This is a genomic window from Roseomonas nitratireducens, from assembly GCF_017813355.1.
In the GTDB taxonomy this organism is placed as follows: Bacteria; Pseudomonadota; Alphaproteobacteria; order Acetobacterales; family Acetobacteraceae; genus Neoroseomonas; species Neoroseomonas nitratireducens.
The window spans coordinates 174426-194910 of sequence record NZ_JAGIYZ010000004.1 but is presented as its reverse complement, the minus strand read 5'-3'; the positions used below and the strand labels follow the sequence as shown (position 1 = coordinate 194910).

The 20485-nt window shown below is 71.6% G+C and carries 22 protein-coding genes; 11 read left to right on the top strand and 11 right to left on the bottom strand.

Annotated features, from left to right (window positions below; translation table 11 throughout):
- Positions 1–54: 54 nt before the first annotated feature.
- The 5 genes from pheT to rpmI all read right to left on the bottom strand — a co-directional run bounded on the left by pheT (position 55) and on the right by rpmI (position 4719).
- Positions 55–2550, bottom strand: a complete 2496-nt coding sequence (gene pheT / locus J5Y09_RS06680; RefSeq protein ID WP_209350974.1) for a phenylalanine--tRNA ligase subunit beta — start codon at positions 2548–2550, stop codon at positions 55–57.
- Between the two features lie 4 nt (positions 2551–2554).
- On the bottom strand, positions 2555–3634 hold the full coding sequence (pheS, locus tag J5Y09_RS06675) for a phenylalanine--tRNA ligase subunit alpha (RefSeq protein WP_209350973.1): 1080 nt from the start codon (positions 3632–3634) through the stop codon (positions 2555–2557).
- Positions 3631–4026, bottom strand: coding sequence for a hypothetical protein (locus J5Y09_RS06670; protein ID WP_209350972.1), 396 nt, complete (start codon positions 4024–4026; stop codon positions 3631–3633). The genes pheS and J5Y09_RS06670 overlap by 4 nt, the downstream gene beginning before the upstream one ends.
- A gap of 108 nt (positions 4027–4134) precedes the next feature.
- A complete protein-coding gene (gene rplT, locus J5Y09_RS06665; protein ID WP_209350971.1) occupies positions 4135–4497 on the bottom strand; it encodes a 50S ribosomal protein L20 in 363 nt (120 codons plus the stop codon).
- 15 nt (positions 4498–4512) lie between these two features.
- A complete protein-coding gene (rpmI, locus tag J5Y09_RS06660) occupies positions 4513–4719 on the bottom strand; it encodes a 50S ribosomal protein L35 (protein WP_209350970.1) in 207 nt (68 codons plus the stop codon).
- Between the two features lie 227 nt (positions 4720–4946).
- On the opposite strand from rpmI, the gene J5Y09_RS06655 reads away from it, so the two are divergent.
- The 11 genes from J5Y09_RS06655 to J5Y09_RS06610 all read left to right on the top strand — a co-directional run bounded on the left by J5Y09_RS06655 (position 4947) and on the right by J5Y09_RS06610 (position 13699).
- On the top strand, positions 4947–5555 hold the full coding sequence (locus tag J5Y09_RS06655) for a protein phosphatase CheZ (RefSeq protein ID WP_342451423.1): 609 nt from the start codon (positions 4947–4949) through the stop codon (positions 5553–5555).
- A gap of 75 nt (positions 5556–5630) precedes the next feature.
- On the top strand, positions 5631–6461 hold the full coding sequence (dapF, locus tag J5Y09_RS06650; protein WP_209350969.1) for a diaminopimelate epimerase: 831 nt from the start codon (positions 5631–5633) through the stop codon (positions 6459–6461).
- Positions 6458–7702, top strand: coding sequence for a tRNA (N(6)-L-threonylcarbamoyladenosine(37)-C(2))-methylthiotransferase MtaB (gene mtaB / locus J5Y09_RS06645; RefSeq protein WP_209350968.1), 1245 nt, complete (start codon positions 6458–6460; stop codon positions 7700–7702). The genes dapF and mtaB overlap by 4 nt, the downstream gene beginning before the upstream one ends.
- Positions 7702–8838, top strand: coding sequence for a signal recognition particle-docking protein FtsY (gene ftsY, locus J5Y09_RS06640; protein WP_209350967.1), 1137 nt, complete (start codon positions 7702–7704; stop codon positions 8836–8838). The genes mtaB and ftsY overlap by 1 nt, the downstream gene beginning before the upstream one ends.
- A gap of 28 nt (positions 8839–8866) precedes the next feature.
- A complete protein-coding gene (locus J5Y09_RS06635) occupies positions 8867–9433 on the top strand; it encodes a peroxidase-related enzyme (RefSeq protein WP_209350966.1) in 567 nt (188 codons plus the stop codon).
- 27 nt (positions 9434–9460) lie between these two features.
- The gene (locus J5Y09_RS06630) at positions 9461–10258 is read left to right on the top strand and encodes a creatininase family protein (protein WP_209350965.1); all 798 of its coding nucleotides are present in this window, start codon (positions 9461–9463) and stop codon (positions 10256–10258) included.
- Positions 10255–10857: a hypothetical protein gene (locus J5Y09_RS06625; protein ID WP_342451422.1), complete on the top strand. Its 603-nt coding sequence runs from the start codon at positions 10255–10257 to the stop codon at positions 10855–10857. The genes J5Y09_RS06630 and J5Y09_RS06625 overlap by 4 nt, the downstream gene beginning before the upstream one ends.
- 130 nt (positions 10858–10987) lie before the next feature.
- A complete protein-coding gene (fdhD, locus tag J5Y09_RS06620) occupies positions 10988–11881 on the top strand; it encodes a formate dehydrogenase accessory sulfurtransferase FdhD (RefSeq protein ID WP_209350963.1) in 894 nt (297 codons plus the stop codon).
- Entirely contained in the window at positions 11871–12545 is a 675-nt protein-coding gene (gene mobA / locus J5Y09_RS06615) for a molybdenum cofactor guanylyltransferase MobA (RefSeq protein WP_209350962.1), read from the top strand. The genes fdhD and mobA overlap by 11 nt, the downstream gene beginning before the upstream one ends.
- Positions 12542–12667 carry a hypothetical protein gene (locus J5Y09_RS24555; RefSeq protein WP_280845250.1) on the top strand — a complete coding sequence of 42 codons (126 nt, stop codon included), beginning with the start codon at positions 12542–12544 and terminating at the stop codon, positions 12665–12667. The genes mobA and J5Y09_RS24555 overlap by 4 nt, the downstream gene beginning before the upstream one ends.
- 9 nt (positions 12668–12676) lie before the next feature.
- A complete protein-coding gene (locus J5Y09_RS06610; protein ID WP_209350961.1) occupies positions 12677–13699 on the top strand; it encodes a C45 family peptidase in 1023 nt (340 codons plus the stop codon).
- On the opposite strand, the gene J5Y09_RS06605 is transcribed toward J5Y09_RS06610, so the two are convergent.
- The 6 genes from J5Y09_RS06605 to J5Y09_RS06580 form a co-directional block, all read right to left on the bottom strand.
- Positions 13691–14041: a hypothetical protein gene (locus J5Y09_RS06605; protein WP_209350960.1), complete on the bottom strand. Its 351-nt coding sequence runs from the start codon at positions 14039–14041 to the stop codon at positions 13691–13693. The two genes, J5Y09_RS06610 and J5Y09_RS06605, sit on opposite strands and share 9 nt — an antisense overlap.
- On the bottom strand, positions 14041–15291 hold the full coding sequence (locus J5Y09_RS06600; RefSeq protein WP_209350959.1) for a molybdopterin molybdotransferase MoeA: 1251 nt from the start codon (positions 15289–15291) through the stop codon (positions 14041–14043). Before J5Y09_RS06600 ends, J5Y09_RS06605 begins: the two co-directional genes overlap by 1 nt.
- Complete coding sequence (gene mobB / locus J5Y09_RS06595) at positions 15291–15821, bottom strand: molybdopterin-guanine dinucleotide biosynthesis protein B (RefSeq protein WP_209350958.1); 531 nt, start codon at positions 15819–15821, stop codon at positions 15291–15293. Before mobB ends, J5Y09_RS06600 begins: the two co-directional genes overlap by 1 nt.
- Positions 15822–15897: 76 nt before the next feature.
- The gene (locus J5Y09_RS06590; RefSeq protein WP_209350957.1) at positions 15898–16914 is read right to left on the bottom strand and encodes a formate dehydrogenase subunit gamma; all 1017 of its coding nucleotides are present in this window, start codon (positions 16912–16914) and stop codon (positions 15898–15900) included.
- The gene (gene fdh3B, locus J5Y09_RS06585; protein ID WP_209350956.1) at positions 16914–17510 is read right to left on the bottom strand and encodes a formate dehydrogenase FDH3 subunit beta; all 597 of its coding nucleotides are present in this window, start codon (positions 17508–17510) and stop codon (positions 16914–16916) included. Before fdh3B ends, J5Y09_RS06590 begins: the two co-directional genes overlap by 1 nt.
- Positions 17511–17525: 15 nt before the next feature.
- The gene (locus J5Y09_RS06580; RefSeq protein ID WP_209350955.1) at positions 17526–20465 is read right to left on the bottom strand and encodes a formate dehydrogenase subunit alpha; all 2940 of its coding nucleotides are present in this window, start codon (positions 20463–20465) and stop codon (positions 17526–17528) included.
- Positions 20466–20485: the final 20 nt, after the last annotated feature.

Genomic DNA, 20485 nt, shown 5'->3' with positions numbered 1-20485 from the left:
AAGCGCGGGCCGCCGCGCAAGCCCGCGATTCGCCCCGCGCGGCGCCGGCCGCGATCAGGCGCGCAGCACCGCCCCCGTCGCCTTCACCACCGCCGCCACCACGCGGTCCGCCAGCGCCTCGATCTGCGCGTCGGTCAGCGTCGCCTCGCGCGGCTGGATCGTCACCTCGATGGCGAGGCTCTTGGACCCCTCCGGCACGCCCTTGCCGCGATAGACGTCGAACAGCGCGACATCGGCGATGAGCGCGCGGTCGACGCCGCGCGCCGCGCGCAGCAGGGCGTCGGCGGCGACCTTCTCCTCAACGATGAAGGCGAAGTCGCGCCGCACCGGCTGGAAGGGCGGCAGGTCGGGCGCGCCCTTCTTGCGCCGCTTCGGATCCGGCACGGCATCGAGGAAGACCTCGAAGGCCACGGCCGGGCCCGGCAGGTCGAGCGCTGCGAGCACCTTCGGATGCACCTCCCCGAAGGTGGCTAGCACGGTCTTCGGCCCCTGCCGGACCACGCCCGAGCGGCCGGGATGGTAGAAGCCCGGCGCATCCGCGGTGACCTGCAGCGCGGCCATCGGCACGCGCAGCGCGTCCAGCACCGCCAGCGCGTCGCCCTTGGCGTCCAGCGCATCGACGGGGCGGGACGGTGCCGCGACATGGCGCGGCGTTGCACCGTGCCGCACGCCCGCCGCCACCGCCGCCTGGCCGTCCGGCGTGATGTCGCGATAGGCGGCGCCGAGTTCGGCCAGCGCCACGTCGGCGAAGCCGCGTGCCGCGTTGCGCGCGGCCGCGAGCAGTAGGGAGGCGACCGGCGTCGGCCGCATCTGGTCGAGGTCGGCGGCGATCGGGTTGACCAGCCGCAGCGCCTCCGGAGTCTCGCCGAACAGCGCCGCCGTCTTCGCCTCCATGAAGGCGAAAGTCACCGCTTCCTGCATGCCGCGCGCGGCCAGCACGCGCCGCGCCAGCGCCGCGCGCGCCTGCTTCGCGGTGAAGGCGGGCGGCGGGATGACGGCGACGGCGGGCAGCGACACGGCGGGCACGGCGTCGAGGCCGCCCAGGCGCAGCACTTCCTCCACCAGGTCGCATTCCGGCTCGATCGCGGCCTGCCCTTCGGCCGCCTTGGCGGCGCGGGCGGGGTCGAGCCCCTCGAACTGCGTCAGCGTGCCGCCACCGGCGCGATAGGCGGAAAGGTCCCCGGCGACGTCGTTGCGCCAGGAGGGGACGGCGACCGTCACCTTCTCCGCATCCCGCGCCTGCACCGCGAAGCCGAGGCGCGCGAGCCGCGCGACGGATTCATCGGCGGGCAGGTCGAGCCCGCCATAGTCGCGCACCCGGTCGAAGCGCAGCGTGGCCGACCGCTTCCAGGCCGGCTCGGCGCCGGCGAAGGAGACCTCGCTCGCCTCCCCGCCGCACAGCTCGATGATCATGCGCGTCGCGGCTTCCAGCGCATCGGGCAGGAAGGCCGGGTCGAGGCCGCGCTCGAAGCGCGCGCGGGCATCGGTGCGCACATCGTGCCGCCGGCCGGACAGCGCGATGCGCACCGGGTCGAACAGGGCGCATTCGATGAAGCATTCGGTGGTGCCCTCGTCGCAGCCCGAATGCTCGCCGCCGATCACACCACCCAGCGCTTCCGGCCCCGCAGCGTCGGCGATGACGCCGTCTTCCTCGGTGAGCGCGTAGGTCTTGCCGTTCAGCGCCACCAGCGTCTCGCCCGCGCGCGCCATGCGCATCGTCAGGTCCGTGCCCTTCACCTTCGCCACGTCGAAGACGTGCAGCGGGCGGCCCACATCGAAGGTGAAGTAGTTGGTGATGTCGACCAGCGCGCTGATCGGCCGGAGCCCGATCGCGACCAGCCGGTCCTGTAGCCATTTCGGCGAAGGCCCGTTCTTCACGCCGCGCACTGCGCGGCCGAGCACCCAGAGGCAGGCGCGCGGATCCTCGATCTTCCAGTTCAGCGGCGCCTTGTAGGCCCCCGCCACCGCCGGCGCCGACCAGGGCTTCAGCGTGCCGAGCCCGGCCGCGGCGAGGTCGCGCGCGATGCCGCGGACGGACAGCGCGTCGCCGCGGTTCGGCGTGACGCTGATCTCGATGACCGGGTCGTCCATCCCGGCCCATTTCACGTAGGATTCGCCGAGCGGCGCATCCGCCGGCAGGTCGACGATGCCGCTGTGGTCGTCGCCCAGGCCCATCTCCCGCGCCGACAGCATCATCGCCTCGGACTTCACGCCGCGGATCTCGCCCGCCTTGAGCGTGATGCCGGTGCCGGGGATGAAGGCGCCGGGCAGCGCCGCCACACCCATCATGCCGGTGCGGGCATTGGGCGCGCCGCAGACGACGGAGAGTTCGCGCCCGTCGCCGACATCGACGCGCAGCGCGCGCAGCCGGTCGGCATTGGGGTGCTGCACCGCCTCGATCACGCGGGCGATGCGGAAGGAGGCGAGCGCCGCGCCGCGATCCTCGATGCCCTCGACCTCGAGGCCGATGGCATTCAGCGTGCGGGCGATCTCATCGACGCCGGCCTCGGTGTCGAGATGGTCGCGCAGCCACGAGAGGGTGAACTTCATCTCCTCACACCCCCTCGTGCAGCGTCGCCGGCGCCAGCGGGCTGCTCGCGTAATGCCGCAGCCAGCGGATGTCGGCCTCGTAGAACGGGCGCAGGTCGGGGATGCCGTGCTTGAGCATGGTGATGCGCTCGATCCCCATGCCGAAGGCGAAGCCCTGCCACTCCCGCGGGTCGATGCCGCAATTGGCCAACACCTTCGGGTGCACCATCCCGCTGCCCAGGATCTCCAGCCAGTCGCCGCCCTGGCCGAGTTCGCCTGTCTTGCGGCTCCAGCCGATGTCGACCTCCATCGAGGGCTCGGTGAAGGGGAAGTAGGAGGAGCGGAACCGCACCGGCAGGTCGGAGATGCCGAAGAAGGCGCGCAGGAAATCGACGAGGCAGCCCTTGAGGTGCCCCAGCGTGATGCCGCGGTCGATCACCAGGCCTTCAACCTGGTGGAACATCGGCGAATGCGTCGCGTCGTGGTCGGCGCGATAGGTGCGGCCGGGGACGATGACGCGGATCGGCGGCGCCTGCGTGATCATGGTGCGGATCTGCACCGGCGAGGTGTGGGTGCGCAGCACCGGCCGCCGCCCGTTGGCTTCCGGCAGGTAGAAGGTGTCGTGGTCCTGCCGCGCCGGATGGTGGTCGGGGATGTTGAGCGCGCCGAAATTGTGCCAGTCGCTCTCGATGTCGGGCCCCTCGGCGACGGCGAAGCCCATGGCGCCGAACAGGGCGGTGAGTTCCTCCATGGTCCGCGCGATCGGGTGGATGCCGCCCTCGGCCGCGGTGCCGGCGGCGAAGGGGCGCGGCGGCAGCGTCACGTCCATGCGTTCGGCGGCGAGGCGGGCGTCGAGCGCGGCGGCGTCGAGCACCACGCGGCGGGCGTCGAGCGCGGCCTCGATCGCGCCCTTGAGGCGGTTGAGCGCGGCGCCGCGGTCCTTGCGCTGCTCGGCGGGCACGGTGCCGAGGCCCTTGAGCAGCGCGGTCAGGCTGCCGGACTTGCCGAGGACGGCGACGCGCACGGCGTCGAGCGCGCGCAGGTCGGCGGCAGCGGCCAACTCCGCCTCCGTACGTGCCAACAGCGCGCTCAGATCTTCGGTCATGACGCCCCCCATTTGCTCAGTAGATCCACGATCGCGGGACGGGTGTAGGTCTCGACCGGATCCTTGCCGTCGCCGTGGTCGTATTCGCCGGCGTCGAACGCCTCGAACACGCCGTAGAAGACCTCCGGCAGCGGCGGCGCCGCAGCCGCGACGTTCGGCCAGAGCACGTTCACGACCCCGCTGCTGAAATGAAAATCGAATACACCCTTCGAGAAGCCATCCGCGAGATGGAGTGCGAGCCCGTTCAACGCTGCCTCCCGCTCGGGCAGCGCCTGCGTGTCCAACCAGTCAAGCCAGTCGAACAGACGCTCGCACTGGTCCTCGTACGCCGCGTCCGGGTCGTCTTGCCGGTAGAGTCCATGCAGGTCCGCGATCAGGGCGACATGGTCCAAGGGATGTCCTCGCACCCAGGGCGAACGAGGCGACGCTTCGGCAAATGCGAAAAGGGCCGCGAACGCCATCGCGTCGCGGCCCCGAACGCAGCGGCCACCGCCGGCCGTTCAGCCTGCCGGCCGCGCGGCCTTCGCCTGCTCGACCAGCGCCGCGAAGGCCGCCGGTTCGTCGAAGGCAAGCGCGGCCATGACCTTGCGGTCCATCTCGATCCCCGCCGCCTTGATGCCGGCGATGAAGCGGGAATAGGTCAGGCCGTGTTCGCGGACCGCGGCGTTGATGCGCTGGATCCACAGGCCGCGGAACTCGCGCTTCTTGTTGCGGCGGTCGCGATAGGCGTACTGGAGCGCCTTCTCGACGCGCTCGAGCGCGGGGCGGTAGGCGGTCGAGGACCGGCCGACATACCCCTCGGCGAGCTTGAGGACCTTCTTGTGACGGGCGTGCTTGGTGACGCCGCGCTTTACACGAGCCATGGTGCGTCCCCTCCCTTACCGGCTCAGCCCGTAGGGCAGCCACTGCTTCACGGTATCGCCGTCCTGCTTGTCCAGGACGAACATGCCGCGGTTCTGGCGCTTCATGGTCGTGGTCTTGGCGGTCAGGCAGTGACGCTTGTTGCCGGCACCCGCCTTCACCTTGCCGGAGGCGGTCAGCCGGAAGCGCTTCTTCACGCTCGACTTGGTCTTCATCTTGGACATTTGGCCCTCCTCGGGGTCGCGCTTCCCGCCTTGCGCCCGGGAACCGGGGCCGCACCATGCGGCGGGGAAGCATCCCGGCCAGGCATGTCCGTGGGCGGCCTGGCGCGGGGAGGCGGGCCTATACCCCTCCCCGCCCGCCGGCGCAACCCGCACGGGCAGGCAACGGAGCCTTCACGATCCCGGTGCTAACTCTTGCCCATTCCCGACCCGCGACGGAAGGCCTGCCCGTGACCATCGCCGAAGCCCTGCCGCCCATCGCCGCCGACGCCGTCCGTGACGCGCTCGCGCCCCAGTTCGCCGAGATGCGCGCCTTCCTGGACCGCCGCATCGCCGAGCTGAGCGCCGAGGTCGCCGCCTCCGTCCAGCTCATGGGCATGAGCGAGGAGAACATCGCCGGCCGCATCTCCGAGGTCCATGCCCAGATCGCGCGCCTGATCGCCATCCCGGCCAGCGGCGCGCGCAATTCGGGCCTGGAGCTGGAAGCCGTGGTCCAGGCGACCGAATCCGCCGCCGACACGATCATGGAGGCCGCCGAGGCGATCCAGACCTGGCTCGACAGCGGCAGCCGCGACCCCGCCGGCGTCGCCGCCCTGACCGAGAAGGTCAACGAGATCTTCCAGGCCTGCTCCTTCCAGGACCTGACCGGCCAGCGCATCCGCCGCGCCATCAAGCAGCTGCAGCAGGTCGAGACCATGCTCGAAGGGCTGATGCCCGGCGGCACCCCGTCCGAGACGCCCAAGCTCGAGGTCGTCGGCCATGTCGAGACCGTCTCCCCGGCCGCGGCCGCCGGCCCGGACCTCGCGCAGGACGACATCGACCGGCTCCTGAACGGCTGACCCCGCCCTCGGGCAGGTCTGGCCCGCGCCGGAAGCCCTTGGATCGGGCCGGCGGGCGGGGCATATCCCGCCTTCATGGTTCCCTTCCGCAAGATGCACGGCCTCGGCAACGACTTCGTCGTGCTGGACGCGCGCGCCGGCGACCTCGACCTGACCCCTGACCGCATCGTCGGCATCGCCGACCGGCATTTCGGCGTCGGCTGCGACCAGTTCATCGTGATGGAGCCCGGCACGCGCGGCGCCGACGTGTTCATGCGCATCTACAACCCGGATGGGTCGGAGGGTGGGGCCTGCGGCAACGCGACGCGCTGCATCGCCTCCCTCGTCGCCGGGGAAAGCGGGGCGGATCGCGTGGTCGTCCGGACCATCTCGGGCGACCTGCCGGTCGAACGCCTGCCCGACGGGCTCTGGCGCGCGGACATGGGCGCGCCGCGGCTCGCCTGGCAGGAGGTGCCGCTGGCGCGGGAGACGGACACGCTCCACCTGCCGATCGGCCTCGGCCCCGTCTCGGACCCCGCCGCCTGCTCCATGGGCAACCCACACGCGACCTTCTTCGTCCCGGACATCGAGGCGGTGGACGTGGCGAGCCTCGGCCCGACCCTCGAACGCGACGCGATCTTCCCCGACCGCGCCAATATCGGCTTCGCGCAGGTGATGGGCCCGGAGTGGATCCGCCTGCGCATGTGGGAAAGGGGCGCGGGCATGACGCTCGCCTGCGGCTCCGGCGCCTGCGCGACGCTGGTCAACGCGGTGCGGCGCGGCCTCGCCGGGCGGCGCGCCCGTGTCAGCATGGAGCGCGGCGACCTCGTCATCGAATGGCGCGAGGCCGACGGCCATGTGCTGATGACCGGCCCGGTCGCCACCGCCTTCACCGGCACGCTCGACCTCGGGGCCTTCGGGCCATGAGCGTCGAGGTCCTGACCTTCGGCTGCCGCCTCAACACCTATGAATCCGAGGCGATGCGGGATCTCGCCACGAAGGCGGGCCATGCCGGCGCCATCGTGGTGAACACCTGCGCCGTCACCGCCGAGGCCGAGCGCCAGGCCCGCCAGGCCATCCGCCGCGCCCATCGGGACAACCCCGGCGCGCGCATCATCGTCACCGGCTGCGCCGCGCAGATCGCCCCGGACAAGTGGTCCGCCATCCCCGGCGTGGAGCGCGTGATCGGCAATGCCGACAAGCTGAAGCCCGAGACCTGGGCCGCGCTGGACGCCCCACCCGCACCGGTCACGGACATCATGGCCGCGACCGAGACGGCGGCGCATCTCGTGACCGAATTCGCCGGCCGCGCCCGCGCCTTCGTCCAGGTGCAGCAGGGCTGCGATCATCGCTGCACCTTCTGCGTCATTCCCTTCGGCCGCGGCCCGTCGCGCAGCGTCCCGATCGGCGCGATCGTCGAGCAGGTGCGCGCGCTCGTCTCCGCCGGGTATCGCGAAGTGGTGCTCACGGGGGTGGACATCACCTCCTACGGGCCGGACCTCCCCGGGCGGCCGACGCTCGGGCAGATGGTGCGCCGGCTGCTGGCGCTGGTGCCGGACCTGCCGCGGCTGCGGCTCTCCTCGCTCGACCCGGTCGAGGTGGATGAGGATCTCTGGCGGCTGATCGCCGAGGAGAAGCGGCTGATGCCGCACCTGCACCTGTCGCTGCAGCACGGCGCGGACATGATCCTCAAGCGCATGAAGCGGCGGCACCTGCGCACGGATGCCATCGCGCTGGCCGAGCGCGCGCGGCGCCTGCGGCCCGAGATGGTCTTCGGCGCCGACCTGATCGCCGGCTTCCCGACCGAGACGGAAGAGCATTTCGCCGAGACGCTGTCGCTGGTGGACGCCTGCGGCCTGAGCTTCCTGCACGTCTTTCCCTATTCCGAACGGCCGGACACGCCCGCCGCGCGCATGCCGCAGCTGCCCGTGCCGGTCCGGAAGGAACGCGCCGCCAGGCTGCGGGAAGCAGGGGCCCGCGCCGCCGCGCGCCTGTTCGCCGCGCGCGTGGGCCAGGAGGAAGCGGTGCTGTTCGAACACCCCGACCGCGGCCACACGGAACAATTCGCGCCGCTGCGCCTGCTGGGCGCGGCCGCGACGCCCGGCGAGATACGCCGCCTGCGCGTGACCGGCGCCGCACCCGACGCGCTGCTGGCGGAGGCCGCCTGATGCTGAAGAACCTGCTCGGCCGGCTGCGCGGCGGCGGGGACGCGCCGCAGGAACCGCGGCCGCCGGAACTGCCCATCCCCGGCCCGCCGGAAGCCCCGCCCCCCGCGCCCGAGGCGCCGGAGCCCGGCCCGGCCGAGACGCCCGCCAACCCGGAACCGACCCCCGCGCCCACCCCGGTCGAGGTCCCGCCCCCCGCGGCCGAGGACCCGCCGGCCAAGGGCGGCTGGTTCGCCCGGCTCAAGGCCGGCCTGTCGCGTTCCACCGCCAAGCTGACGGAGAGCGTCACCGGCCTCTTCACCAAGCGGAAGCTGGACGACGCCGCGCTGGAGGAGCTGGAGGAGACGCTGATCGCCGCCGATCTCGGTGTCGCCGCCTCCCGCCGCATCGTGGACGGCTTCCGCAAGACGCGCTTCGGCAAGGAAGTGACGGATGAGGAGGTGAAGGCGACGCTCGCGGAGGAGATCGCCGCAATCCTCGCCCCCGTGGCGCGGCCGCTGGTCATCGAGCCCGCACGCGCGCCGCATGTCGTGCTGGTGGTCGGCGTGAACGGCACCGGCAAGACGACGACGATCGCGAAGCTCGGCAAGCAGTATCGCGACCAGGGGCTGAAGGCCGGCTTCGTCGCCGGCGACACCTTCCGCGCGGCGGCCGTCGAACAGTTGCAGGTCTGGGCCGAGCGCACCGGCGCGCGCTTCTTCCCCCCCGCCAAGCCGGGCGCGGACGCGGCCGGGCTCGCCTTCGATTCGCTGACCGCGGCGCGGGCGGATGGGCTCGACGTGCTGCTGGTCGACACCGCCGGGCGGCTACACAACAAGTCCGCGCTGATGGAGGAACTGCGCAAGGTCGTGCGCATCATCCGCCGGGTGGACGAGACCGCGCCGCATTCCGTCCTGCTCGTGCTGGATGCCACCACCGGCCAGAACGCCGTGCAGCAGGTGAAGGTGTTCGGCGAGATGGTCGACGTCTCGGGCCTGGTCGTGACGAAGCTGGACGGGTCGGCCAAGGGCGGCGTCGTCGTCGCGCTGGCGCAGGAATTCGGCCTGCCGGTCCATGCGGTGGGCGTGGGCGAGAAGGCCGAGGATCTGAGGCCCTTCGAGGCGCGGGATTTCTCGCGCGGCCTGCTGGGTCTGGACTGATCCGCGCTTCGGGCGGAAGGTCGGCCGCATGAAGCCGATCGCCCGCACCCCCATCCCCGACATCGCCACCCTGCCCGAGGATATCCGCACGCGGATCCTGACGGTGCAGGAGAAGTCGGGCTTCATCCCGAACGTCTTCCTGATGCTCGCGCACCGCCCGGCGGAATTCCGCGCCTTCATGGCCTACCACGACACGCTGATGGACAAGGCCGAGGGGCTGACCAAGGCGGAGCGCGAGATGATCGTCGTCGCCGTCTCCTCCCGCAACCAGTGCCAGTACTGCGTCGTCGCGCATGGCGCGATCCTGCGCATCCGCGCGAAGAACCCGCTGATCGCCGACCAGGTCGCGGCCAATTGGCGCAAGGCGGACATCACCGACAAGCAGCGCGCGATGCTGGAATTCGCGCTGAAGGTGACGGACCGCGCCAACGAGGTGAACGATTCCGACCACGCGGCGCTGCGCGAAGCCGGCTTCGACGACGAGGCGATCTGGGACATCGCGGCGATCGCCGCCTTCTTCGGCATGTCTAACCGGCTCGCCAACGTGACGAGCCTGCGGCCGAACGACGAATTCTACTCGATGGGCCGCGGCTGAGCGCGGACGCGATGGGGAGGGGATGAGATGGCCGAGGTCCGCTGGGAACGCCTGACCGCGCCGCAGTTGCGCGCGCTCGCCGAACGCAACGCCGTGGTGGTGGTGCCGGTCGCGAGCCTCGAGCAGCACGGCCCGCACCTGCCGGTCTGGACCGATTCCTTCATCGGCCATTCCGTGGCGGTGCGCGCCGCCGAGCTCTGCGCCGACCTGCCGGCGGTGGTGCTGCCGCCGATGTGGCTCGGCCTGTCCGAGCACCACTTCCCCTTCGGCGGCACGATCAGCCTGGACTACGCCACCTTCGCCGGGGTGCTGCGCTGCATCGTGAAGTCGCTGCTGGCGGACGGTTTTTCGCGCGTCATGCTGTTCAACAGCCATGGCGGCAACATCGACCCGCTGGCCGTCAGCGCGCGCGAGCTGGCGCATGAATTCGGCGTTCCGGTGCTGACGACCACCGTGACGAAGGTCGCGCCCGAGGCCATCGCCCAGGCGCTGACGGCGCAGAAGGCGATGCACCATGCCTGCGAGGCGGAGACCAGCCTGTGGCTGCACCTCGACCCGTCGCAGGTGCGGCAGGAGGAGATCGCCAACTCCGTCTCGCCCGGGAATTTCGATGCCGGGAAGCAGGTCTCCTCGCGCTTCTGGGCCTTCAACGAACGCGCCCCGGTCACCGGCGTGCGCGGCGACGCCCGCGCCGCGACGGCGGAGAAGGGCAAGGCTATCTTCGAGGCGATGGCCGAGGGCCTCGCGCGCGAACTGCGCGACCCGGTGAACTGGTCGCCGCCGGACGACGTATGGCGGCGCGGGCGGGCCCAAGGGCCGCGGTGATCCCGCCCTATTTCGGGCAGTGGGAATCGGCGCAGCGGATCGGGGAGATCCTCGCCGGCACGCTGCGCGCCGAGGATGACCCGCTCTGGCCGCGCTCCGGCGCCGCGGGCGCGGCCGACTACGCGCGCTGGGCGGAGCACCTGTGCGGCGTCGCCTGCCTGCGCATGGCGCTCGCCGCGCGCGGGGTGGTCCCGCCGCGCGCCTTCGACCTGGCGCGGGAGATCACGACGCGCGGCGGCTACGTGGTGCACCCGGATGGCGCCATCCGGGGCCTGATCTACGCCCCCGCCGTCGCCTGGCTGCGGGAGGTGCCGCGGATGGCGGCCGAGGTGCGCGTGGATGTCGCGGCGCACGACGTCCCGGCGTTCGTCGCCGGTGGCGGGCTGTTCATCGCATCGGTCCATCCCTTCATCCGCTGGCCGGATCGCGACCCGCCGTCGCGCGGGGGGCATCTCGTGCTGGTCTTCGGCGCGCAGGACGGCGCGCTGCGGCTGCACAACCCTTCGGGCGACACGGCGGCGTCGCAGCGCGATGCGCGGCTGGCCGTCGCGGATTTCGCGCGCTTCTTCGCAGGCCGGGGAATTCTCCTGCCCGGCTGATCACCGGCGGGCCGCCAGGTCTCGGTTTCCAAAGGCCTTTCGGCCTTTGGTGGGTCCAGGGCGAAGCCCTGGCGGGGCCCGGGGCGGAGCCCCGCTTGTGCCGGGCCGCGGCTTCCCCCATGTCGCGCCCATGGAACACACGCTCCGCGTCCAGCCCGACCCGACCGATCCGCGCCTGACGCGCCGCGTCGCCGGCATCGACCATACCGGGCAGCCGATCGAGACGAGCGTCACGGTGGAACGCCCGCTCACGCTCTACCTGAACGGGCAGGAGATCGTGACCATGATGACGATCCTCGACCGCCCGGAGGACCTCGCGCTCGGCTACCTGCTGAACCAGGGCATGCTGAAGCCGGACGCGGAGGTGACGGGCGTGGAGTATGACGACGACCTGGGCGTGGTCGTCGTGCGCACGCCGGAGCGCACCGACTTCGAGGAGAAGCTGCGCAAGAAGACGCTCACTTCCGGCTGCGCGCAGGGCACGGCTTTCGGCGATTTGATGGAAGGCTTCGCGCAGGTGCGCCTGGCGAAGACCGAGTTGCGCACATCCTGGCTGTACCGCCTGCTGCACCGGATCAACACGCTGCCGACGCTGTATCTGGAAGCCGGCGCGATCCATGGCTGCGCGCTGTGCGTGCGCGACGAGCCCATCGTCTACATGGAGGATGTCGGCCGCCACAACGCGGTGGACAAGATCGCCGGCTGGATGTTCCGCCACCGCGAGAGCCCCGACGACAAGATCTTCTACACGACCGGCCGGCTGACATCCGAGATGGTCATCAAGACCGTGCGCATGGGCATCCCGATCCTGGTTTCGCGATCGGGCTTCACCGCCTGGGGCGTGGAACTCGCGCAGGAAGCGGGGCTGACGCTGATCGGCCGCTGCAAGGGCAAGCGCTTCGTCGCACTCGCCGGGCAGGACCGCATCGTCTTCGACGCGGACCTGAACTACGTGCCCGAGGAATCCGCGAAGCACTGGCGCAAGAACAGCTCGGAAGCGATGGCGGCGAGCGATGAGGGCTGACACGCTCGGGATCGTGCTGGCGGGCGGCCTCGCGCGGCGCATGGGGGGCGGCGACAAGCCGCTGCGGATGCTGGGCGGGCGGCCGATGCTGGATCATGCGCTCGCGCGCCTCGCCCCGCAGGTCGCGACCGCGGTCCTGAACGCGAATGGCGATCCGGCGCGCTTCGCGGCCTATGCGCTGCCCGTGGTGGCGGACGGGCTGCCGGACCATCCGGGGCCGCTCGCCGGCATCCTCGCCGCACTCGACTGGGCGGCGGCGCATCGGCCGGGCCTGCCCTGGGTGGTCTCCGTTCCCGGGGATTCGCCCTTCATCCCGCGCGACCTGGTGGCGCGGCTGCATGCCGCGCGGGCGGAAGCGGGCGTGCCGCTCGCCTGCGCCCGGTCGGACGGGCAGGCGCATCCGCCGATCGGCCTCTGGCCTGTCGCGCTGCGGGAGGACCTGCGCGCCGCCCTGCTGGGGGGCGAGCGCAAGATCGACCGCTGGACCGCGCGGCATGGCTGCACCCATGCCGACTGGCCGACCGACCCGGTCGATCCCTTCTTCAACGCCAATGCGCCCGAGGACCTCGCCGCGGCGGAAACCCTTCTGACGCTGTTGCAAACGACCGGTCGCGACGCCATAGAAACCTCACAGGCTTCGGTTGAGGAAAGGGCCGCACCATGAAGGCCATCGTCACGGGCATCGCGCTCGCCATCATCATCGCGGTCGGCGCCGCCTTCGTGCTGGACAGCAAGTTCCAGCGCACGGCGGAAACCGCCTTCTCGACGACCGGCGCGCGGCTCTAGCGCCCGCGCATGGCGCTGCGCCGCATCCCGGTGGTGGATGCGCGCGGCGTCGATCACCCTTCCGCCTTCGCCGCCGCCGCGCGGGCGGAGGATACCGCCGCCATCCTGCGCAGCGCGCGCGGCCAGTATGGCGGCGCGGGGCTTGCTGTCGGCGACGCCTTGTCGCGCCGCTGGCTCGCGCGCAATGCCACGCCGCTGGCTGCTGAGGTCGCCGCCGTCGCGGCCACGATCGGCGCGCGCGGCGCGCATCTGCTGAACCTGTCCTTCGAATGGGGCTGCACCTGCGGGGTGCTGGACGCGCCGGCGCCGGTGCTGCTGCGGGTGCTCGACTGGGGCAACCTCGCGGGGTTGGGGGAGACGCTCTGCGTCATCCGCCAGTCCGGCCCGGCGGGGGAATGGCTGAACATCGGCTGGCCGGGCCTCGCGGGGGCCATCACCGCGCTGGCGCCTGGGCGCTTCGCCATCGCCATCAACCAGCCGCCGCTGCCGCTGACGCGGGTGGGGGCCGCGGCCCGGCGGCGAGGGCTCCGCAAGACGGCGCTGCTGGCGGATTGGGCGGCCTCCCGCCCCGCCACCTGGCGCAGCCGGGACGTGCCGCCGGCCCATCTGCTGCGGATGGCCTGCGATGCCGCGCCGGACTACGCCGCGGCGCTGGCGATGCTGCGCGACACGCCGCTGGCCGCGGCGGTGACCTTCACCATCGCCGGCACGCTGCCGGGCGAGGCCGCGGTGGTGGAACGCGCGCGCGCCCGCTGCGCGGTCCGCGGCGGGCCGGGGCTGGCGGCAGCGAACCACTGGGCATCGGTGGACCTGCCGGGCGCCCCGCGCTGGATCGAGAGCGCGCCTCGCATGGCCCGCATGGCGGAGATCGTCGCCGGCGGCGTCGTGCCGGACGGCTTCGCCTGGCTGATCCCGCCCTTGCTGAACCACGGCACGCGGCTGGCCGCCGTGATGCGCCCGGCGGAAGGGCGGGTCGAACTGGTGGCGCATGAGGGGGAGCGCCGGGTCAGCGAGCCCCTGGCGCTACCGTAGCAGGGCCGCGAGGCCGAACCCCGCCAGGCCAAGCCCGCAGACGAAGCCGAGGCCCGGCCGTCCCGGCAGGTCGATCCCCCGCTCGGGCGCCCTGGGGTCGTACAGGATCGTCACCGGGCCATCGCCCTCGCGCCGCGCGAGCAGGCGCAGGTCGCGCGTCACGACGCTTGCCGCGCGCCCGTCGGGCAGCGTGAAGTCGATGCGCCAGCGCGGCCCGGCTTCGAAGCGGATGGTCGCGACCGCGCGATGCCAGGCGAAGCGACGCACCAGCCCGCGCAGATCCCGCCGCATCAGCAGCGCGCCCAGCAGAAGCAGGATCAGCCCCGCGGCAGGCGCATCCACTACAGCATCCCGGCGAAGGGCAGCACCGCCACCGCATCGCCCGGCGCGACCGCCGTGATGTCCTCGGGCAATTCGGCGAAGGCGTCGGACTGCGTCAGCGACGACAGCAACCCCGCCCCTTCCCGCTTGAACTTGTCCGCCCGCAGCGCGATGCCGTCGCGCCGCAGCGTCACGCGCACGTATTCGCGCCGCCCCGCCTTCTTGCGATAGGCGAAGTCCGCGACGGCGGGGTAGCGCGGCAGCGGCGCGGCTTCCGCCCCCGCGAGTCGCATCAGCAGCGGCCGCGCGAGGTGCAGGAAGCACACCACCGCGGCCACCGGATTGCCCGGCAGCCCGACCACCGGCGTGCCGCCCACGACGCCCATCGCCGCCGGACGGCCGGGCTTCACGGCCAGGCGCCAGAACACCAGGGAGCCACCGGCCTCGATCGCGGCGCGGACATGGTCCTCCTCCCCGGTCGACACGCCGCCGCTCGTCAGCAGCAGGTCGTGCGCGCGCGCGGCTTCGGCCAGCGCGGCGGCCGTGCGGTCCGCGTCGTCGGGCAGGATGCCGAGGTCGCGCGCCTCGCAGGGCAGGCCGGCCAGCAGCGCGAGCAGGGTGGCGCGGTTGCTGTCATGGGTCTGCGCGGGGCCGAGCGCATGGCCGGGCTCGGCCAGTTCGTCGCCGGTTGAAAAGACGCCGATGCGCGGCAGGCTCCGCACCGCCAGCCCCGTCTGGCCGAGCGCCGCGGCGAGGCCGATCTCGGCCGGCCCCAGCAGGCGCCCCGCTTGCAGCGCCAGGCTGCCGCGCGCCACATCCTCCCCCGCCGGGCGGGCATTGGCGCCGCGCTTCAGGCCGGGCGGGACCATCAGGTACTGGCCCTCGTGGCGCGCATCCTCCTGCATGATGCAGGTGTCGGTGCCCGGCGGCATGGGCGCGCCGGTGAAGACGCGCACCGCCTCGCGCTCGCCCGCCGGGCGGCCGGGCATGTGGCCGGCGGCGACGCGGCCGGCTTCCCGCAACGCGGTCGGCGCGCCTTCGGAAAGGTCTGCATGGCGGAAGGCCCAGCCATCGACCGCGGCATTGAAGAAGGGCGGCAGGTCGATCGGCGCGGCGAGGTCGCGCGCCAGCACGCGGCCGCGCGCGCGCATCAGCGGCACCACCTCCTCGCCCTGTGGCGGCGGCACGCGCGCGGCGATCAGCGCCTGCGCCTCCTCCACCGACATCAGCGCGCCGCCGAAGGCGAAGCAATCGTCGGAGAGCTGCGCCATCAGGCCTCCTGCCGGACGGCCCAGTCGATCGCCTCGATCGGCGCCGCATGGGCGAGCACGAGCGCGGCGACGCCATCGACGTCATCGAGGTGCACGCTGGGAAGGTCGTAGGGGGCGGGCAAGTCGGAGGCGACGGCGACGATCCCGGGCATCTCCGGCCGCATCCAGGGCTTCCCGTTGGCGGCGCGGTGCACCTCGACCTTCGGATGGGCGTCGCGCTTGAAGCCTTCCACGATCACGAGGTCGACCGGGTCCATCCGCGCGAGCAGTTCGCGCAAGGTCGGCTCCCGCGCCGAGCGCAACTCCGTCATCAGCGCCCAGCGCGTGCCGGAGGCGACCATCACCTGCGCGGCGCCGGCGCGGCGATGCTCGAAGGAATCCTTGCCCGGCGTGTCCACGTCGAAGCGATGATGCGCGTGCTTGAGGGTGGAGACGGCAAGCCCGCGCCCGATCAGCGCCGGCAGCAGCTTCACCATCAGGGTGGTCTTGCCCGCCCCGCTCCAGCCGGCGAGGCCGATGATCCGCGTCATGGCGATGGTCCCCCGAAAGGCAGCGGGCGCACGGCCTTCGCCATGCGCCCGCGCGACGTCGGCAGGTGGGCGCGGGTCAGTCCGCGCCGGCCGCCCGGGCGGAGGCCGGCGGCTCGGCGCCGCGGCCCTTCGCCAGTTCCTTCTCGACCCACAGGTTGTGGTGCTGCTTGGCCCAGTTCAGGTCCACCTGCCCGGTCGTCATGGCGTCGGAGGCGCCCTCCATGCCGATCGAGCCGATGTAGATGTGGGCGAGCATCACCGCGATCATCAGCACCGAGACGATGCTGTGGATGATGTGGCTGAGCTGCATCCCGGCGATGTCGGTGAACATGAAGGGGAAGACCAGCATGTAGCCGGTCACCGCCACCGTCGCGCCGCCGAGCGTGGTGATCCAGAAGATGCCCTTCTGGCCGCCGTTGAAGCGCTCGCTGTCCGGGTGCTCGTTGCCGACAAGGCCGCCGCCCGAGGCGAACCACTTGATGTCGCGGCCGTTCGGGATGTTGTCCTTCACCCACAGCAGCAGCATCACGACGATGCCGAGGGTGAAGGGGAAGGCCAGGAAGTTGTGGGCGTACTTGCCCCACTGGCTGATCGCCGTGAAGGCTTCCGGCCCGACGATCGGCAGCAGCACGTGGCGGCCGAAGGTCAGGTTCAGGCCGGAGAGCGCCAGGACGATGAAGGTCGAGGCGACCATCCAGTGATTGGCGCGCTCAAGCCCGTTGAAGCGCTGGATGGTACGGCCGGCGAGGCCGCCTTCCACCGGGATGCGGCCCTTCGAGATCCGGAACACGGTGAGCAGCGCGAGCATGCCGAGCACGGCGATGCCGCCGACCCAGGCCAGGGTCACGTTGTGGAAGTCCCGCCAGGACCGGCCCTGCGGCTGGATCAGGCTTGCGGCCTGCTGGTCCGGGATCGTGATCCGGCCCTCGAGGCGGCCGCCCTGCAGCGCCTTCAGCACCTCGAGCTCGTCCGCCACCGGCGGCAGCATCGGGGTGGGGGAGGTCGGCGTGCCGCTGATCTGCGGCGCGGTCTGCGCCTGGCCGGCGACGGGCGCGGCCAGGAGCAGGGCGAGGGCGAGGAGGAGCGCGCGCATCAGATCGCCACCGTCTCGCGATAGGCGGTGCGCCAGCCCCAGGCGCCGGAGCCGTAGCCGCGGCGCTGGACGCGCTCGCGGTAGATCTGCGCGATCACCTGGCCGTCGCCGGCGAGCAGCGCCTTGGTCGAGCACATCTCCGCGCAGAGCGGCAGCTTGCCCTCGGCGATGCGGTTCGCGCCGTACTGGATGTACTCCGCCTGCGTGTTGTCGGCCTGCGGGCCGCCGGCGCAGTAGGTGCACTTGTCCATCTTGCCGCGGCTGCCGAAGTTGCCGACGCGCGGATACTGCGGCGCGCCGAAGGGGCAGGCGTAGAAGCAGTAGCCGCAGCCGATGCACAGGTCCTTGTCGTGCAGCACGATGGCGTCGGCCGTCGTGTAGAAGCAGGACACCGGGCACACCGCCGCGCAGGGCGCGTCGGTGCAGTGCATGCAGGCCATGGAGATCGAGCGCTCGCCGGGCTTGCCGTCGTTGATGGTGACGACGCGGCGGCGGTTGATGCCCCAGGGCACCTCGTGCTCGTTCTTGCAGGCGGTGACGCAGGCGTTGCACTCGATGCAGCGCTCGGCGTCGAGGAGGAACTTCATGCGGGCCATGTGCGTCGCGCCTCCTTATGCCGCGCGGATCTGGCAGAGGGTGACCTTCGTTTCCTGCATGAAGGTCACGGGGTCGTAGCCGTAGGTGGTGATCGTGTTCACCGATTCGCCGAGCACGATCGGGTCGGTGCCCTGCGGATACCTGCGCCGCTGGTCCTCGCCCTGGAACCAGCCGGCGAAGTGGAAGGGCATGAAGGCGACGCCCTGCCCGACACGCTCCGTCACCAGCGCCTTGACGCGGGTGCGCGAATTGCTCTCGGGCCCGGTCACCCACACCCACTGGCCGTCGCGGATGTTGCGGGCGACCGCGTCGCGCGGGTTGATCTCGACGAACATGTCCTGCTGCAGCTCGGCGAGCCACTTGTTGGACCGCGTCTCCTCGCCGCCGCCCTCGTATTCCACCAGGCGGCCGGAGGTGAGGACGATCGGGAAGTCGCGCGCCACTTCGTTCGAGCGCGCCTGCACCGACTGGCCCAGATGCGGCAGGCGGAAGCCGCGCCGGTCCGGCAGCGTCGGGTACTGCGCGATCAGGTCAGTGCGCGGGGTGTAGATCGGCTCGCGGTGCACCGGCACCGGGTCGGGCAGGTTCCACGCCACCGCGCGGGCCTTGCCGTTGCCGAAGGGCGAGCAGCCGTGGTTGACGGCAACGCGGATGATGCCGCCCGAAAGGTCGGTCATCCACGACACCCGGTCCTCACCGCCAAGGCCGGTGCCGACCTCGGCGATCGAGGCCTTCTCGGCCGCGGTCAGCTCGTCGAACCAGCCCAGGCGCTTGAGCACCGCGACGGTGAACTCGGGATAGCCGTCGCGGATCTCGGAATCCTTCGACCAGGACCCTTCCGCGAGCAGCGTGGTCCCGTTCCGCTCCAGGCCGAAGCGCGGGCGGAAGCTGCCGCCGCCGTCCTTCACCGGGATGTTGGTGTTGTAGAGGATGTGGCTGCCGGGGTGGCGCATCTCCGGCGTGCCCCAGCAGGGCCAGGGCAGGCCGTAGAAGTCGCCGCGGATCTCGGCCGGCGCGTCGTCCTTCGCGCGCAGCGTCACCAGGTCGAACTTGTCCTGGTGCTGCTGGTGCAGCTTCAGGCGCTCCGGGCTGATGCCCGAATAGCCGGAACCCCAGGCGCCGCGGTTGATCTCGCGCAGGATGGATTCCGCCGTCGGCTCGCCATTGGCGATCTCATACGGGCGGAACATCTCCTCCGCGAAGCGGATCGGCATGTTGCGCCGCTGCGCCGCGCCATCCAGCGCCTTCGCGAGGTCGAACATCACGCGGTAGTCGGTGCGGCTCTCGAAGATCGGGTTCACGATCTTCGAGCACCACTGCACCGAGCGGTTGGAGGAGGTGCGGCTGCCGTCGCATTCGAACTGCGTGCAGATCGGCAGCAGGTAGGTGTTCTCCCGCCGGTTCGCGAGCACCGCGAAGGTCGTCGGGTGCGGGTCCGCCACCACCAGCAGGTCGAGCTTCTCGAGCCCCTTCTGCGCCTCGGGCATGCGCGTGACGGTGTTGCCGCCATGGCCGAACACCAGCATGCCCTTGATGTTGTCGCGCTGCTGGATCTGGTCCTTCGGCAGCAGGATCGCGTCGAAGTAGCGCGTCGTCGGGATGCCCGGCGTGTGCATCATCTGCGGCGTGTCGAAGCGCGCGCGCATCGACTCGAAGGACACGCCCCAGACGCGGCTCCAGTGCCGCCACGCCGTCTCGTCGATGCCGTAATAGGCCGGCAGCGTCGCGACATCGAGACCGAAGTCGGATGCGCCCTGCACGTTGCAGTGGCCGCGGAAGATGTTCGCGCCCGTGCCCTCGGCGCCGACATTGCCGGTCGCGAGCAGCAGGATCGAGTAGGCGCGAACGTTCGCCGTGCCGACGGTCTTCTGCGTCGCGCCCATGCACCAGATCAGCGTCGCGGGCTTCTGCGTCGCGAACAGCTCCGCCACCTTGCGCAGCTGCGCGCCGGGCACGCCGGTCACGCGCTCGACCTCCTGCGGCGTCCACTTCGCGACCTCGGCGCGGACCTCGTCCATGCCGAAGACGCGCTGGCGGATGAACTCCTTGTCCTCCCAGCCGTTCTGGAAGATGTGCCAGAGCATGCCCCAGATGATCGGGATGTCGGTGCCCGGGCGGATGCGCACGTATTCCGTCGCGTGCGCCGCGGTGCGCGTGAAGCGCGGGTCGATGACGATGAGGTTGGCGCGGTTCATCTCCTTGCCGCTCAGCACGTGCTGCAGCGACACGGGGTGCGCTTCCGCCGGATTCCCGCCCATGATGATCATGGTCTTGGAATTGCGGATGTCGTTGTAGGAATTGGTCTGCGCGCCGTAGCCCCAGGTGTTCGCGACGCCCGCGACCGTCGTCGAGTGGCAGATGCGCGCCTGGTGGTCGACCGTGTTGGTGCCCCAGAAGGCGGCGAACTTGCGGTAGAGGTAGGCGCCCTCGTTCGAGAACTTCGCGCTGCCGAGCCAGAACAGCGAATCAGGGCCGGAGGACTGGCGGATCGCCATCATCCGGTCGGCGATCTCGCCGATCGCCTGGTCCCAGCCCATCCGCTGCCACTGCCCGTTGACGAGCTTCATCGGGTACTTCAGGCGGCGGTCGCCATGCACCAGTTCCCGCACCGCCGCGCCCTTGGCGCAATGCGTGCCGCGGTTGATCGGGCTTTCCCAGGACGGCTCCTGGCCGACCCAGACGCCGTTCTGCACTTCGGCCGTCACCGTGCAGCCGACCGAGCAGTGCGTGCAGATGTTCTTCACGCGCGCGACGGGCTGCTGGTGGTTCATCGGCCCGGCCTGCGCCGGCCGCACCGTGGTCAGCGGAATGGCGCCGAGCGCGGAGAGGCCGACGCCCGTCAGCCCCGCCTGCTTGAGGAAGGCGCGGCGGTCGAGCCCGCCGGAGGACAGGCCCTGATAGGCCGCGGCGAGGCGCTGCTTCCCGGCGCGCGCTTCGGAACGCTTGATCAGCATGGGGTTTCGCTCCCTCTTTT

Excerpts from the sequence above, each read along its gene's own strand:
- pheT (WP_209350974.1), bottom strand. The coding sequence starts at position 2,550 with ATGAAGTTCACCCTCTCGTGGCTGCGCGACCATCTCGACACCGAGGCC.
- pheS (WP_209350973.1), bottom strand. The coding sequence starts at position 3,634 with ATGACCGAAGATCTGAGCGCGCTGTTGGCACGTACGGAGGCGGAGTTG.
- rplT (WP_209350971.1), bottom strand. The coding sequence starts at position 4,497 with ATGGCTCGTGTAAAGCGCGGCGTCACCAAGCACGCCCGTCACAAGAAG.
- rpmI (WP_209350970.1), bottom strand. The coding sequence starts at position 4,719 with ATGTCCAAGATGAAGACCAAGTCGAGCGTGAAGAAGCGCTTCCGGCTG.
- dapF (WP_209350969.1), top strand. The coding sequence starts at position 5,631 with ATGGTTCCCTTCCGCAAGATGCACGGCCTCGGCAACGACTTCGTCGTG.
- mtaB (WP_209350968.1), top strand. The coding sequence starts at position 6,458 with ATGAGCGTCGAGGTCCTGACCTTCGGCTGCCGCCTCAACACCTATGAA.
- ftsY (WP_209350967.1), top strand. The coding sequence starts at position 7,702 with ATGCTGAAGAACCTGCTCGGCCGGCTGCGCGGCGGCGGGGACGCGCCG.
- J5Y09_RS06635 (WP_209350966.1), top strand. The coding sequence starts at position 8,867 with ATGAAGCCGATCGCCCGCACCCCCATCCCCGACATCGCCACCCTGCCC.
- J5Y09_RS06630 (WP_209350965.1), top strand. The coding sequence starts at position 9,461 with ATGGCCGAGGTCCGCTGGGAACGCCTGACCGCGCCGCAGTTGCGCGCG.
- fdhD (WP_209350963.1), top strand. The coding sequence starts at position 10,988 with ATGGAACACACGCTCCGCGTCCAGCCCGACCCGACCGATCCGCGCCTG.
- mobA (WP_209350962.1), top strand. The coding sequence starts at position 11,871 with ATGAGGGCTGACACGCTCGGGATCGTGCTGGCGGGCGGCCTCGCGCGG.
- J5Y09_RS24555 (WP_280845250.1), top strand. The coding sequence starts at position 12,542 with ATGAAGGCCATCGTCACGGGCATCGCGCTCGCCATCATCATCGCGGTC.
- J5Y09_RS06610 (WP_209350961.1), top strand. The coding sequence starts at position 12,677 with ATGGCGCTGCGCCGCATCCCGGTGGTGGATGCGCGCGGCGTCGATCAC.
- J5Y09_RS06600 (WP_209350959.1), bottom strand. The coding sequence starts at position 15,291 with ATGGCGCAGCTCTCCGACGATTGCTTCGCCTTCGGCGGCGCGCTGATG.
- mobB (WP_209350958.1), bottom strand. The coding sequence starts at position 15,821 with ATGACGCGGATCATCGGCCTCGCCGGCTGGAGCGGGGCGGGCAAGACC.
- J5Y09_RS06590 (WP_209350957.1), bottom strand. The coding sequence starts at position 16,914 with ATGCGCGCGCTCCTCCTCGCCCTCGCCCTGCTCCTGGCCGCGCCCGTC.
- fdh3B (WP_209350956.1), bottom strand. The coding sequence starts at position 17,510 with ATGGCCCGCATGAAGTTCCTCCTCGACGCCGAGCGCTGCATCGAGTGC.
- J5Y09_RS06580 (WP_209350955.1), bottom strand. The coding sequence starts at position 20,465 with ATGCTGATCAAGCGTTCCGAAGCGCGCGCCGGGAAGCAGCGCCTCGCC.